The sequence below is a fragment of the Azospirillum oryzae genome, assembly GCF_900177515.1.
In the GTDB taxonomy this organism is placed as follows: Bacteria; Pseudomonadota; Alphaproteobacteria; order Azospirillales; family Azospirillaceae; genus Azospirillum; species Azospirillum oryzae_A.
In genome coordinates this window covers 638827-653550 of sequence record NZ_FXAK01000007.1, presented here as the reverse complement: position 1 = coordinate 653550, position 14724 = coordinate 638827, and the positions used below count along the sequence as shown (strand labels likewise).

Annotated in this window: 8 protein-coding genes; all 8 read right to left on the bottom strand. The window is 65.3% G+C overall.

Annotated features, from left to right (window positions below; translation table 11 throughout):
• Nucleotides 1-711, bottom strand: coding sequence for a 50S ribosomal protein L3 (rplC, locus tag B9N97_RS15535; protein WP_044549480.1), 711 nt, complete (start codon nucleotides 709-711; stop codon nucleotides 1-3).
• Between the two features lie 60 nt (nucleotides 712-771).
• Nucleotides 772-1080: a 30S ribosomal protein S10 gene (gene rpsJ / locus B9N97_RS15530; protein ID WP_012973204.1), complete on the bottom strand. Its 309-nt coding sequence runs from the start codon at nucleotides 1078-1080 to the stop codon at nucleotides 772-774.
• 535 nt (nucleotides 1081-1615) lie between these two features.
• On the bottom strand, nucleotides 1616-2806 hold the full coding sequence (gene tuf / locus B9N97_RS15525; RefSeq protein WP_085088099.1) for an elongation factor Tu: 1191 nt from the start codon (nucleotides 2804-2806) through the stop codon (nucleotides 1616-1618).
• 38 nt (nucleotides 2807-2844) lie between these two features.
• Nucleotides 2845-4917 (bottom strand): elongation factor G, encoded by a 2073-nt coding sequence (gene fusA / locus B9N97_RS15520; RefSeq protein WP_085088116.1) that lies wholly within the window; start codon nucleotides 4915-4917, stop codon nucleotides 2845-2847.
• 27 nt (nucleotides 4918-4944) lie between these two features.
• Nucleotides 4945-5415 carry a 30S ribosomal protein S7 gene (rpsG, locus tag B9N97_RS15515; protein ID WP_012973202.1) on the bottom strand — a complete coding sequence of 157 codons (471 nt, stop codon included), beginning with the start codon at nucleotides 5413-5415 and terminating at the stop codon, nucleotides 4945-4947.
• Nucleotides 5416-5427: 12 nt separating this feature from the next.
• Entirely contained in the window at nucleotides 5428-5799 is a 372-nt protein-coding gene (gene rpsL / locus B9N97_RS15510; protein WP_012973201.1) for a 30S ribosomal protein S12, read from the bottom strand.
• 324 nt (nucleotides 5800-6123) lie between these two features.
• Nucleotides 6124-10296, bottom strand: a complete 4173-nt coding sequence (gene rpoC, locus B9N97_RS15505) for a DNA-directed RNA polymerase subunit beta' (protein WP_085088113.1) — start codon at nucleotides 10294-10296, stop codon at nucleotides 6124-6126.
• 100 nt (nucleotides 10297-10396) lie between these two features.
• Nucleotides 10397-14590: a DNA-directed RNA polymerase subunit beta gene (gene rpoB / locus B9N97_RS15500; protein ID WP_085088110.1), complete on the bottom strand. Its 4194-nt coding sequence runs from the start codon at nucleotides 14588-14590 to the stop codon at nucleotides 10397-10399.
• Nucleotides 14591-14724: the final 134 nt, after the last annotated feature.

Sequence of the window (14724 nt, the reverse complement as noted above, 5' to 3'; positions counted from 1 at the left end):
TCACTCCTGCGTCTCGGCCGGGGCTTCCGCCGCCGGAGCAGACTTGATGCCGGCCGGGAAGGGCAGGCCTTCCGGAGCCTTCTTCTTGACGGCGTCACGGATGCGCAGCCAACCGCCCTCGGCGCCGGGGACGGCACCCTTGAGCATGATCAGACCACGGGCTTCGTCGACGGCGACGACCTGCAGGTTCAGCACCGTGACCCGCTCGTCACCGAGATGACCGGCCATCTTCTTGTTCTTGAAGACCTTGCCGGGGTCCTGACGGTTACCCGTCGAACCGTGCGAACGGTGCGACACCGACACGCCGTGCGTGGCGCGCAGACCACCGAAGTTCCAGCGCTTCATCGCACCGGCAAAGCCCTTGCCGATGGAGGTGCCGGTGACGTCGACGTACTGGCCGGCGACGAAGTGGGCGGCCGACAGCTCGGCACCGACCTCGATCAGGGCATCGGCATCGACGCGGAACTCGACCAGCTTGCGCTTCGGTTCCACGCGCGCCTTGGCGAAATGCCCACGCTCAGGCTTGTTGACGTTCTTGACCTTGATGGCGCCCGCGCCGAGCTGGACGGCGGTGTAGCCATCCTTTTCCTCGGTGCGAACGGCGACGACCTGGCAGCTGTCGACTTTCAGCACAGTGACCGGAACATGCTGGCCGTCGTCCGTGAAGACGCGGGTCATGCCGACCTTCTGCGCGATCAAACCGGATCGCATTGTTCTTTATCTCCTGACCAGGGACATCCGCTTACCGGAGAGGTCCCTTACCAACCAAAATCAGAGCTTGATCTCGACGTCGACGCCGGCGGCGAGGTCGAGCTTCATCAGGGCATCCACGGTCTGCGGCGTCGGATCGACGATGTCGAGCAGGCGCTTGTGGGTGCGGATCTCGAACTGCTCGCGCGACTTCTTGTCGATGTGCGGCGAGCGGTTCACGGTGAACTTTTCGATGTGCGTCGGCAGGGGGATCGGGCCCCGCACGCGCGCGCCGGTCCGCTTGGCGGTGTTGACGATCTCGCTGGTCGACTGGTCGAGCACGCGATGATCGAACGCCTTCAGACGGATGCGGATGTTCTGGCTGTCCATGTCCAAACGTCCCTTGCACCTTCTAGCGATGACGCGGACGCGTCACCGGAACTCCACGAGCTGCTTTGGGGCTTCGCCGACAGCGCAAGGCCGCGCGCCGAACCTCCTAAGCGGGGCCGGCGGGCGACACTGTGACCGATGCGACGAGCCGATACGAAAAAGAACATCCCCTGCGGCGGATGCCCGGAGGGGATGTTCCGTTCAGCAGACGGCGCGCCCCAGGGAGGCGCGCCGTGCCGTTCGTCTCGGGCTGCGTCTAGGCCGAAGCTGCCTACCACCAACCCAAAATCCAGAGGGCGTAATCTCTAGGCGTTCAGCGCCCGCGTGTCAATCCTGAATCTCCCCCCAAGCGGAGGAAGCTGGATCGACAGGCGGACGGACCCGAATGCCGACGCCCGATGGCTAGAACCGGGCGGGCCGCCCACCCTGCTTGCGCGGAGAAGAGGGCCCGTCTCTTACAACCGGCGACAGGATGGTTCCCCGCCGCCCTACCCTTCCCTCCGGCGATCCCCTTTCGGCGACCGCCGGATGGTCATCACTCGACGATCTTGGCAACGACGCCGGCGCCGACGGTGCGGCCGCCTTCGCGGATGGCGAAGCGCAGGCCTTCGTCCATGGCGATCGGGGCGATCAGGGCCACGTCCATGGCGACGTTGTCGCCCGGCATCACCATCTCGACGCCTTCCGGCAGCGAGACCATGCCCGTCACGTCCGTCGTACGGAAGTAGAACTGCGGACGGTAGTTGGTGAAGAACGGGGTGTGACGGCCGCCCTCTTCCTTCGTCAGGATGTAGGCTTCGGCCTTGAACTTGGTGTGCGGGGTGATCGAACCCGGCTTGGCCAGAACCTGGCCGCGCTCGACGTCCTCGCGCTTGGTGCCGCGCAGCAGCGCGCCGATGTTGTCGCCGGCCTCACCCGAGTCGAGCAGCTTGCGGAACATCTCGACGCCGGTCACCGTCGTCTTCACCGTCGCCTTCAGGCCGACGATCTCGACTTCGTCACCGACCTTCACGATGCCGCGCTCGACACGGCCGGTCACCACGGTGCCGCGGCCCGAGATCGAGAACACGTCTTCGATCGGCATCAGGAACGGACGGTCCTTCGGACGCTCCGGCTGCGGGATATACTCGTCCACCGTCTTCATCAGAGCCAGGACGGCGTCGCGGCCGATCTCCGGCTGACGGTCTTCCAGGGCGCACAGGGCCGAGCCCTTGGTGATCGGAATGTCGTCGCCCGGGAACTGGTAGGACGACAGCAGCTCGCGAACTTCCAGCTCGACCAGCTCCAGCAGTTCCGGATCGTCGACCATGTCGACCTTGTTCAGGAACACCACCAGCGCCGGAACGCCGACCTGGCGGGCCAGCAGGATGTGCTCGCGGGTCTGCGGCATCGGGCCGTCGGCGGCCGACACGACCAGGATCGCGCCGTCCATCTGGGCGGCGCCCGTGATCATGTTCTTCACGTAGTCGGCGTGGCCGGGGCAGTCGACGTGCGCATAGTGGCGGTTGGTCGTCTCGTACTCGACGTGGGCGGTCGAGATCGTGATGCCGCGCGCCTTCTCTTCCGGCGCCTTGTCGATCTGGTCGTAAGCGGTGAAGGTGGCGCCGCCGGACTCCGCCAGCACCTTCGTGATCGCCGCCGTCAGCGACGTCTTGCCGTGGTCGACGTGGCCGATCGTGCCAACGTTGCAGTGCGGCTTGTTCCGCTCGAACTTTGCCTTCGCCATGGGGTGGTCTCTCCGTTTCTCAATCGTTCCAGCGGTCTTCAGGCCACCTTGGCGCGGACACCGTCCGCGATGGCCTGTGGCACCGGCTCATAATGGTCGAACTGCATGCTGTACTGCGCGCGGCCCTGACTCATGGAGCGCAGGGAGTTCACATAGCCGAACATGGCCGCCAAGGGAACCAGTCCCGTGACGATTCGCGCGTTGCCGCGCTGGTCCATGCCGGTGATTTGTCCGCGGCGACCGTTCAGGTCACCGATGACGTCGCCCATATAGTCGTCCGGCGTGATGATTTCGACCCGCATCAGCGGTTCCAACAGCGCCGGAGCGGCTTTTGTCATTGCCTCGCGGAAGGCGGTCCGCGCCGCCAGTTCGAAGGCGAGCGGCGAGGAGTCGACGTCATGCGCCTCACCGCCGGTCAGGGTCGCCTTGACGTCCACCACCGGATAGCCGGCGACGACGCCGCTGTCCTTCGCTGCCTCCAGCCCCTTCTGCACACCGGCGACGAATTCGCGCGGCAAGCCGGCCGCCCGGTTCTCGAAGACGAAGCCGGCGCCACGGTCGAGCGCCTCGAGCTTCAGCGTCACACGCGCGAACTGGGCGCGGTCGCCGGTCTGCCGGGCATGGACATGGTCGATCTCGGCCGAGCGCAACACCGTCTCGCGGTAGGCGACCTTGGGGGCGCCGACACCGGCATCGACGCGGAACTCGCGCTTCATGCGGTCGACGATGATGTCGAGATGCAACTCGCCCATGCCGCGGATGACGGTCTGGCCGCTTTCGCGGTCGACCGAGACTTGCAGCGAGGGATCCTCGTGGCCCAACCGGTTCAGCGCCGCCGCCATCCTATCGTGGTCGGCGTCGCTGCGCGGCTCGACGACGATCTCGATCACTGGCTCCGGAACGTCCAGGCGCTCCAGCACGATGGGCTTGGCGGGGTCGCAGAGCGTGTCGCCGGTGGCGGTGTGTTCCAGACCGGCGAAAGCGACGATGTCGCCCGTGTGGGCGCGTTCGATGTCTTCGCGGCTGTTGGCGTGCATCAGCAGCATGCGGCCGATCTTCTCGCGCTCGCCCTTGACGGGATTCAGCAGCGAATCACCCACGCCGACGGTACCGGAATAGATGCGGCAGAAGGTGAGCGTCCCGACATAGGGATCGTTCATCACCTTGAAGGCGAGACCTGAGAAGGGCGCGCTGTCGTTGGCCGCGCGCTCCTCCGAACGGTCGCCGCCGACGGCATGACCCGTCACCGCGCCGATGTCGTTCGGCGCCGGCAGGTAATGGACGACCGCGTCGAGCATCGGCTGGATGCCCTTGTTGCGGAAGGCCGATCCGCAGAGCACCGGGACGACGGCGTTGGAAATCGTACCCTTGCGGATCAGCGCGCGCAGGGCTTCGGGCGCCGGCTCCTCGCCGCGCTCCAGATAGGCGGCCATCGCCGCCTCGTCGAGATCGAGCACGGCCTCAAGCAGCGCCTGACGGGCGCTTGCGGCGGATTCGGCAAGATCATCGGGAATGTCGGTATGTTCGAATTCGGCGCCGAGCGTCTCAGCCTTCCAGATCGTGGCGCGCATGGCGACCAGATCGACGATCCCGGAAAAGCCGGCCTCAACGCCGATGGGAAGCTGAAGGACCAGCGGCTTGACACCCAGCCGGTCGGCCATCATGGCGACGCAGCCGTCGAAGTCCGCGCCGACGCGGTCCATCTTGTTGACGAAGGCCATGCGCGGCACGCCGTACTTGTCGGCCTGCCGCCACACGGTTTCCGTCTGGGGCTCGACACCTGCAACCGCGTCGAAGATGGCAACGGCGCCATCCAGGACACGCAATGACCGCTCGACCTCGATGGTGAAATCCACGTGGCCGGGCGTGTCGATGATGTTGATGCGGTGATCGCGCCAGAAACAGGTCGTCGCCGCCGAGGTAATGGTGATGCCCCGTTCCTGCTCCTGCTCCATCCAGTCCATGACGGCGGTGCCGTCATTGACCTCGCCCATGCGATAGGACTTGCCGGTGTAGAACAGGATGCGCTCGGTCGTCGTCGTCTTGCCGGCATCGATGTGAGCCATGATGCCGATGTTGCGGTAACGATCGAGGGCGTGCGAACGGGGCATGCAAAATCACCAGGACAGGCGTGAACCTTACCAGCGGTAGTGCGAGAACGCCTTGTTGGCTTCCGCCATGCGGTGCGTGTCTTCGCGCTTCTTCACGGCGGTGCCGCGCTGGCTGGCAGCATCGAGCAGCTCACCCGACAGACGCTCGGTCATGGTGTTTTCCGAGCGGGCGCGGGCGGCGCTGATCAGCCAACGGATGGCGAGAGCCTGGGCGCGGTCCGAACGGACCTCGACCGGAACCTGGTAGGTCGCACCACCGACGCGGCGGCTGCGGACTTCCAGGTGCGGCTTCACGTTGGCGAGGGCGTCGTGGAAGACCTGAACGGGGTCGTTCTTGGTCTTGACCTCGATACGGCCCAGGGCGCCGTAGACGATGCCTTCGGCGGCCGACTTCTTGCCGTCCAGCATCAGGCAGTTCATGAACTTCGTCAGGACGCGGTCGCCGTACTTGGCGTCCGGCAGGACTTCACGCTTCTCGGCGCGATGACGACGGGACATCGTGAGTTCTCCTTACTTCGGACGCTTCGCGCCGTACTTCGAACGGCGCTGCTTACGATCCTTGACGCCCTGGGTATCCAGCGTGCCGCGAATGATGTGATAGCGAACGCCGGGAAGATCCTTCACACGACCGCCGCGGATCATGACCACCGAGTGTTCCTGGAGGTTGTGGCCCTCACCAGGGATGTAGCTCGTCACCTCGAAGCCGTTCGTCAGACGAACGCGGGCGACCTTACGGAGCGCCGAGTTCGGCTTCTTCGGGGTGGTGGTGTAGACGCGAGTGCAGACGCCACGCTTCTGCGGGCAGGCCTCCATCGCGGGAACCTTGTTGCGCGCGGCCAACGGCTCGCGCGGCTTACGGATCAACTGGTTGATCGTCGGCATATCTGCCCTTCATCCCTTCAAGATCACTCGGCCGGACGAGCCGGACGAAGCAAAAGCCCGCCTGCGAAACGTCGCCGTTCCGAGCGGGCTGAATGAGCGAAAGCCGATCGGAGGACTCCGATCGGCGGGATCGGTGGATTCAAGCGGACGCACGGAGAGCCCCGGCGTCCATTGAAGTTCGCGGACTTTAGGGAAAGGCCGCAGGAGAGTCAAGGACGGTCTTTCACCTTCGGGACCCACCTCCTGATGTGCGGAGGCGCCGAAAGAGAAAGGGCGCGTCCCTTGCGGAACGCGCCCCCTCCCCTACTCAAACGCCGTGAAGGATCAGGCCGCAGAGCTTTCCTCGCCCGGGGTCGGCAGGGCCGGAGTTTCCTCCGGAGCGCCGGCCTCCAGGGCCGCTTCGCGGTCACGCTCGGCGGCGATCAGCTTCAGGCGGTTCACCACGGAGCCCGTGCCGGCCGGGATCAGGCGGCCGACGATGACGTTCTCCTTCAGACCCTCCAGGTTGTCGACCTTGCCGCCGACGGCCGCTTCCGTGAGGACGCGGGTGGTTTCCTGGAACGACGCGGCCGAGATGAAGGAGCGCGTCTGCAGGCTGGCCTTGGTGATGCCCTGGAGAACCGGGTGGCCGTGGGCCGGCTGCAGGCCTTCCGCCACGGTCTTCTCGTTCTCCTCGTCGAACTCCTGACGGTCGACCTGCTCGCCCACCAGGAAGGTGGTCTCGCCGGCGTCGGTGATCTCGACCTTCTGCAGCATCTGGCGAACGATCACCTCGATGTGCTTGTCGTTGATCTTCACGCCCTGCAGTCGATAGACGTCCTGGATCTCGTTGATCAGGTAGTCGGCCAAGGCCTCCACACCCATTACCGCCAGAATGTCGTGCGGCACCGGGTTGCCGTCCATCAGCAGATCGCCGCGCTCGACATAGTCACCCTCCTGCACGGAGATGTGCTTGCCCTTCGGGATCAGATACTCCTTCTCGTCGCCGGTCTCGTCGTTGCGGACGACGATGCGGCGCTTGGTCTTGTAGTCCTTACCGAATTCGACGCGGCCGCTCATCTCCGAGATGATGGCGAAGTCCTTCGGACGACGCGCCTCGAACAGCTCGGCCACGCGCGGCAGACCACCGGTGATGTCGCGGGTCTTCGACGACTCGCGCGGAATACGCGCCAGCACGTCGCCGGCCCGGACCTCGGCTCCGTTCTCCACCGACAGGATGGCGTCCACCGACATGAAGTAGCGGGCTTCCAGACCGTTCGGCAGGGTGATTAGCTCGCCCCGCTCGTCCACCAGCGCAATGCGCGGCTTCAGATCGGCACCGCGCGGCTGCTGGCGCCAGTCGACCACCACCTTGGAGCTGATGCCCGTTGCCTCGTCCATCACCTCGCGCATGGAGATGCCTTCCACGAGGTCGATGTAGCGGGCGGTACCTGCACGCTCGGTGATGATCGGCAGGGTGTAGGGGTCCCACTCGGCCAGCTTGGCGCCGCGCTCGACCTTCACACCCTCGTCCGCCAGCAGCTTGGCACCGTACGGCACGCGGTGACGCGCCCGTTCGCGGCCCTGCTCGTCGAGCAGGACGACTTCGGTGCTGCGGCCCATGACGACCGGGATGTTGGCCGAGTTCATGACGACGTTGCGGTTGACGATCCGCACCGTCGCGTCGAACGCCGCCTCGATCTGGCTCTGCTCCGCACCGCGCTGCGCCGCGCCACCGATGTGGAAGGTGCGCATCGTCAGCTGGGTGCCCGGCTCGCCGATCGACTGCGCCGCGATGACGCCGACCGCCTCGCCGGTGTTGACCAGCGTGCCGCGGGCCAGATCACGGCCGTAGCACTTGGCGCAGACGCCGTCGCGGGTCTCGCAGGTCAGTACCGAACGGATCTTGACCGAGTCGATGCCCGAGCGTTCGATGCGGTCAACCGTCGGCTCGTCGATCAGGCCGCCGTCCTCGACGATCAGCTCGCCGTTCAGCGGGTCGATCACGTCGCCGACCACGGTGCGGCCGAGGATGCGGTCGCCCAGCGGGCTGATGACCTCGCCGCCGTCGATCACCGCCTTCACGGTGATGCCGCGTTCGGTGCCGCAATCATGCTCGACGATGATGGCGTCCTGCGCCACGTCGACCAGACGGCGGGTCAGGTAACCGGAGTTCGCCGTCTTCAAGGCGGTGTCGGCCAGACCCTTGCGGGCGCCGTGGGTGGAGTTGAAGTACTCCAGCACGGTCAGGCCTTCCTTGAAGTTCGAGATGATCGGCGTCTCGATGATCTCGCCCGACGGCTTGGCCATCAGGCCGCGCATGCCGGCCAGCTGACGGATCTGCGCGGCGGAACCACGCGCACCGGAGTGGGCCATCATGTACACCGAGTTGACCGGCTTGCCGGCTTCGGTGGTCGAGATCGCCTTCATCATCTCGGAGGCGACCTTTTCGGTGCATTCCGACCAGACGTCGACGACCTTGTTGTACTTCTCGCCCTGGGTGATCAGGCCGTCGAGATACTGCTGCTCGAACTCCTTCACCCGCTCCTTCGACTCGTTGACCAGCTTCTCCTTGGCGGCGGGGATGACCATGTCGTCCTTGCCGAAGGAGATGCCGGCGCGGCAGGCGTGGCCGAAGCCGAGCTTCATCAGGCGATCGGCGAAGATCACCGTCTCCTTCTGCCCGCAATGGCGGTAGACGGCGTCGATGACGTTGCCGACGTCCTTCTTGGTCAGGACGCGGTTGATCAGCGAGAACGGCACCTTCGGGTGACGCGGCAGCAGCTCCGACAGGAGCATGCGGCCCGGCGTCGTCTCGACGATGCTGATCAGCTCGTTGCCCTCGTCGTCCACACCGACGTAGCGCGCCTTGATCTTCGCATGGATCGACAGGACCTTGGCGTTCAGCGCCTGCTCGATTTCCGAGACGTTGGCGAACACCATGCCCTCGCCCTTCTCACCGGGGCGATCCATGGAGATGTAGTAGATGCCGAGGACGATGTCTTGGCTCGGCACGATGATCGGCTTGCCGTTGGCGGGCGACAGGATGTTGTTGGTCGACATCATCAGGACGCGCGCTTCCAACTGGGCCTCGAGGCTCAGCGGGACGTGCACGGCCATCTGGTCGCCGTCGAAGTCGGCATTGAAGGCGGTGCAGACCAGCGGGTGCAGCTGAATCGCCTTGCCTTCGATCAGCGTCGGCTCGAAGGCCTGGATGCCGAGACGGTGCAGCGTCGGTGCGCGGTTCAGCATCACCGGATGCTCGCGGATGACCTCTTCCAGGATGTCCCACACCTCGGGACGCTCCTTTTCCACCATCCGCTTGGCGGCCTTGATGGTGGAGGCGAGGCCGTACAGCTCCAGCTTGGCGTAGATGAAGGGCTTGAACAGCTCCAGCGCCATCTTCTTCGGCAGGCCGCACTGGTGCAGCTTCAGCTCCGGACCGACGACGATGACCGAACGGCCCGAGTAGTCGACGCGCTTGCCGAGCAGGTTCTGACGGAAGCGGCCCTGCTTGCCCTTCAGCATGTCGGACAGCGACTTCAGCGGACGCTTGTTGGCGCCGGTGATGACGCGGCCACGGCGGCCGTTGTCGAACAGAGCGTCGACGGCCTCCTGCAGCATGCGCTTCTCGTTGCGGACGATGATGTCCGGCGCCTTCAGCTCGATCAGCCGCTTCAGACGGTTGTTGCGGTTGATGACGCGGCGGTACAGGTCGTTCAGGTCGGACGTGGCGAAACGGCCGCCGTCCAGCGGGACCAGCGGACGCAGCTCGGGCGGGATCACCGGAATGACTTCCAGGATCATCCACTCCGGACGCGACTGCGAGGCCAGGAAGGCGTCGATCAGCTTCAGGCGCTTGACCAGCTTCTTGCGCTTGGCTTCGGAGTTGGTGTCGCGCAGATCCTCACGGCAGCGCTTCTTCTCCTCGTCGAGGTCGAGCGCGGACAGCATGATGCGCAGCGCTTCGGCACCGATCGACGCGGTGAAGGCGTCCTCGCCATACTCGTCCTGGGCGTTCAGGTACTCTTCCTCGTTCAGCAGCGAATGCAGCTTCAGCGGGGTGAGGCCCGGCTCGATGACGACGTAGTTTTCGAAATAGAGGATGCGCTCCAGATCCTTGAGCGTCATGTCGAGCAGCAGGCCGATGCGGCTCGGCAGCGACTTCAGGAACCAGATGTGCGCGACGGGGGACGCCAGTTCGATATGGCCCATGCGCTCGCGCCGGACCTTCGACAGCGTGACCTCGACGCCGCACTTCTCGCAGATGATGCCGCGATACTTCATGCGCTTGTACTTGCCGCACAAGCACTCGTAATCCTTGATCGGGCCGAAGATGCGGGCGCAGAACAGGCCGTCGCGCTCCGGCTTGAAGGTGCGGTAGTTGATGGTTTCCGGCTTCTTGATCTCGCCGTAGGACCAGGACCGGATCCGCTCGGGGCTCGCGATCTGGATGCGGATCTGATCGAAGCTCTGCGGCCCCTGGACCTGGCCGAAAATGTTCATCAACTCATTCATGACCGTCTCCCGCTGGCATCGCCGCGTTGTCGGTTAAGGGCAGTGCATGACCCCGGACCGGTGCTCGCACCGTTCCGGGGTTTGGTCACGTCAAATCGGCTCAGTAGGACCGCTGGTTCAGTTCGACGTTCAGGCCGAGCGAGCGAAGCTCCTTGACCAGCACGTTGAACGATTCCGGAATGCCAGCCTCGAAGTTGTCGTCGCCGCGGACGATGGCCTCGTAGACCTTGGTGCGGCCGGACACGTCGTCCGACTTCACCGTCAGCATTTCCTGCAGCGTGTAGGCGGCGCCGTAGGCTTCGAGCGCCCAGACCTCCATCTCACCGAAGCGCTGACCGCCGAACTGGGCCTTGCCGCCCAGCGGCTGCTGCGTGACCAGCGAGTAGGGGCCGATCGACCGGGCGTGGATCTTGTCGTCCACCAGGTGGTGCAGCTTCAGCATGTAGATGTAGCCGACGGTGACCTTGCGATCGAAGGTCTCGCCGGTGCGGCCGTCGATCAGCGTCGACTGGCCCGACCGGTCGAATCCGGCACGCTCCAGATGGACGCAGATGTCCTCCTCGCGGGCGCCGTCGAAGACCGGCGTCGCGAAGGGCACGCCCTTGCGCAGGTTGCCGCCCAGCTCCAGCAGCTCGCCGTCGGTCATGTCGGCGATGTCCTCGTTGTAGGTCACCTCGCCGTACGCCGACTTCAGCGTGCTGCGCAGGGCCTCCAGCTGGGGAGCGCCTTCCGCCTTCTGGCGGATCGCCAGACGGTACTGGTCGACCGCGCGGCCGATCTGCCGGCCGAGACCCGAAGCCGCCCAACCGAGGTGGGTTTCCAGGATCTGACCGACATTCATGCGCGACGGCACGCCGAGCGGGTTCAGCACCAGATCGACCGGGGTGCCGTCCTCGAGGTACGGCATGTCCTCCTGCGGGATGATCCGCGAGACGACACCCTTGTTGCCGTGACGGCCGGCCATCTTGTCGCCCGGCTGCAGCTTGCGCTTCACCGCGACGAAGACCTTGACCATCTTCATGACGCCCGGCGGCAGCTCGTCACCGCGCTGCAGCTTGTCGACCTTGTTCTCGAAGCGGTCCTGCAGGGCCTTGATCGAGTCGTCGAAGACCTTGCCCAGGTTCTCGACGGTCTCCATCACCTGCTCGTCGGCGATGGCGATCTGGCGCCACAGGCCCTTCGACAGGCCGGCCAGAACCTCCTCGGTCAGGACCGTGCCACCCTTCATGCCCTTCGGGCCGGACTGCGCGGTCTGGCCGAGCAGCACTTCCTTCAGGCGGGTGTAGAAGCTGCGCTCCAGGATGCCGCGCTCGTCGTCGCGGTCCTTGGCCAGCTTCTCGATCTCGGCGCGTTCGATCGCCAGGGCGCGCTCGTCCTTGTCGACGCCGCGGCGGCTGAACACGCGGACCTCGACGATGGTGCCGACGACGCCCGGCGGCAGGCGCAGCGAGGTGTCGCGGACGTCCGAAGCCTTCTCGCCGAAGATGGCGCGCAGCAGCTTCTCTTCCGGCGTCATCGGGCTTTCGCCCTTCGGCGTCACCTTGCCGACCAGGATGTCGCCCGGACGGACTTCGGCGCCGATATAGACGATGCCGGCCTCGTCGAGGTTCTTCAGAGCTTCCTCACCCACGTTCGGAATGTCGCGGGTGATTTCCTCCTGGCCCAGCTTGGTGTCGCGGGCCATGACCTCGAATTCCTCGATGTGGATCGAGGTGAAGACGTCGTCCTTGACGATGCGCTCGTTGATGAGGATCGAGTCCTCGAAGTTGTAGCCGTTCCACGGCATGAACGCGACGAGCACGTTGCGGCCGAGCGCCAGCTCGCCCAGGTCGGTCGACGGACCGTCGGCCACGATGTCACCGGCGTTGACCCGGTCGCCCACCTTCACCAGCGGACGCTGGGTGATGCAGGTGTTCTGGTTGGAACGCTGGAACTTCAGAAGGTTGTAGATGTCGACGCCCGGCGCCGTGCTGTCCGAGCTGTCGGTGGCGCGGACGACGATGCGGGTGGCGTCGACCTGGTCGACGACGCCCGAGCGCTTGGCGACGATGGTCACACCGCTGTCGCGGGCGACGGTCGCCTCCATGCCCGTGCCGACCAGCGGCGCATCCGCCTTCACCAGCGGCACCGCCTGGCGCTGCATGTTCGAGCCCATCAGCGCGCGGTTGGCGTCGTCGTTCTCCAGGAACGGGATCAGCGCCGCGGCGACGGACACCAGCTGCTTCGGCGACACGTCGATCAGGTCGATCGCTTCCGGCCGGAACATCAGGTATTCACCGCCCTGGCGGCAGGACACCAGATCGGCGGCGAAGCTGTTGTCGGGGTTCAGCTCGGCGTTGGCCTGGGCGACGACGTAGCGGCCCTCCTCCATCGCCGACAGATAGACCACCTCGTTGGTGACCTTGCCGTCGATGACCTTGCGGTAGGGGCTCTCGATGAAGCCGTACTGGTTCACGCGGGCGTAGGTCGCCAGCGAGTTGATCAGGCCGATGTTCGGGCCTTCCGGCGTCTCAATCGGGCAGATACGGCCATAGTGCGTCGGGTGCACGTCGCGCACCTCGAAGCCGGCGCGCTCGCGGGTCAGACCGCCCGGGCCGAGAGCCGAGAGACGACGCTTATGCGTGATCTCGGACAGCGGGTTGGTCTGGTCCATGAACTGCGACAGCTGCGACGAACCGAAGAACTCGCGCACGGCTGCCGCGGCCGGCTTGGCGTTGATCAGGTCGTGCGGCATCACCGTGTCGATCTCGACCGAGCTCATGCGCTCGCGGATCGCACGTTCCATGCGCAGCAGGCCGACGCGGTACTGGTTCTCCATCAGCTCGCCGACCGAGCGGACGCGGCGATTGCCGAGATGGTCGATGTCGTCGATCTCGCCGCGGCCGTCCTTCAGGTTCACCAGAACCTTCAGGATCTCCAGGATGTCCTCCTTGCGGAGAACGCGCATCTGGTCGTCGGTCTGGAAGTTCAGGCGTGCGTTCATCTTCACGCGGCCGACGGCCGACAGGTCGTAGCGCTCGCTGTCGAAGAACAGGCCCGAGAACAGCGCCTCGGCCGATTCCAGGGTCGGCGGCTCGCCCGGACGCATGACGCGGTAGATGTCGATCAGCGCGTCTTCACGGCTGGCGTTGCGGTCCGCATTCATGGTGTTGCGGATGTAGGCGCCGACATTCAGATGGTCGATCGCCAGCACCGGCAGTTCGTCGACGCCGGTCTTCTCCAGCTTGTCGAGGTCGCTCGCCGACAGCTCGTCACCGGCTTCGAACAGGACTTCGCCCGTGCGCTCGTTGATGATGTCGACGGCGAGGTAGCGGCCGGTCAGCTCCTCGGTGGAGACCTGCTGCTCGGTCAGGCCGGCCTCGACCAGCTTCTTGATGACGCGCGGGGTCATCTTGGTGCCGGCCTCGGCGACGACGGCGCCGGTGGCGGCATCGACCAGGTCGGACGCCAGCTTGACGCCCTTCATGCGCTCGGCGCTGAACGGGGTCTTCCAGCCGCCGGCGGAGCGGGTGTAGGTGATGGTGTCGTAGAAGTAGTTGAGGATCTCTTCTTTCGACATGCCCTGCGCCTCGTAGGGCAGCAGGTCCTTGCGGTTCGCCTTGCGCTCGGCGCGCAGCGCCTCGGTCTCCGCGCCGTCCAGAGCGAACAGCAGCGTGGTGGCCGGCAGCTTGCGGCGGCGGTCGATGCGGACGTAGACGAGATCCTTGGCGTCGAACTCGAAATCCAGCCAGGAACCGCGATAGGGGATGACGCGCGCGGCGAACAGATACTTGCCCGACGCGTGGGTCTTGCCCTTGTCATGGTCGAAGAAGACACCCGGGCTGCGGTGCATCTGGGAGACGATGACGCGCTCGGTGCCGTTGATGATGAAGGTGCCGTTGGCCGTCATCAGGGGCATGTCGCCCATGTAGACGTCCTGCTCCTTGATGTCGCGGATCGAACGGAGGCCGGTGTCCTCCTCGACGTCGAACACGGACAGTCGCAGGGTAACCTTCAGCGGAGCCGCGAAGGTCATGCCGCGCTGCTGGCATTCCTCGACGTCGTACTTCGGCTGCTCAAGCTCGTACTTGACGAAATCCAGCACCGCGCGGTCGGAGAAGTCCTTGATCGGGAAGACCGACTTGAAGACTTCCTGCAGGCCCAGGTTCGCCCGCTTTTCCGGGGCGATGTCCATTTGCAGGAAGTGATCGTAGGAGCTGCGCTGCACCTCGATGAGGTTGGGCATCTGGGTGACTTCCGGGATGCGCCCGAAGCTCTTCCGAACACGTTTACGACCCGTAAAGGATTTGGCCATGGATGTCCCCAAACGTCTGTACGTGATGCGCGTTATACCGACCGTTCAACCGACCGCAGGATCAAGCCGACTGGTATCGACCGGTCCCGTGGGCGCCCGCGCGGGCCATCCCCATGATGGGGACGGAAAGAGCC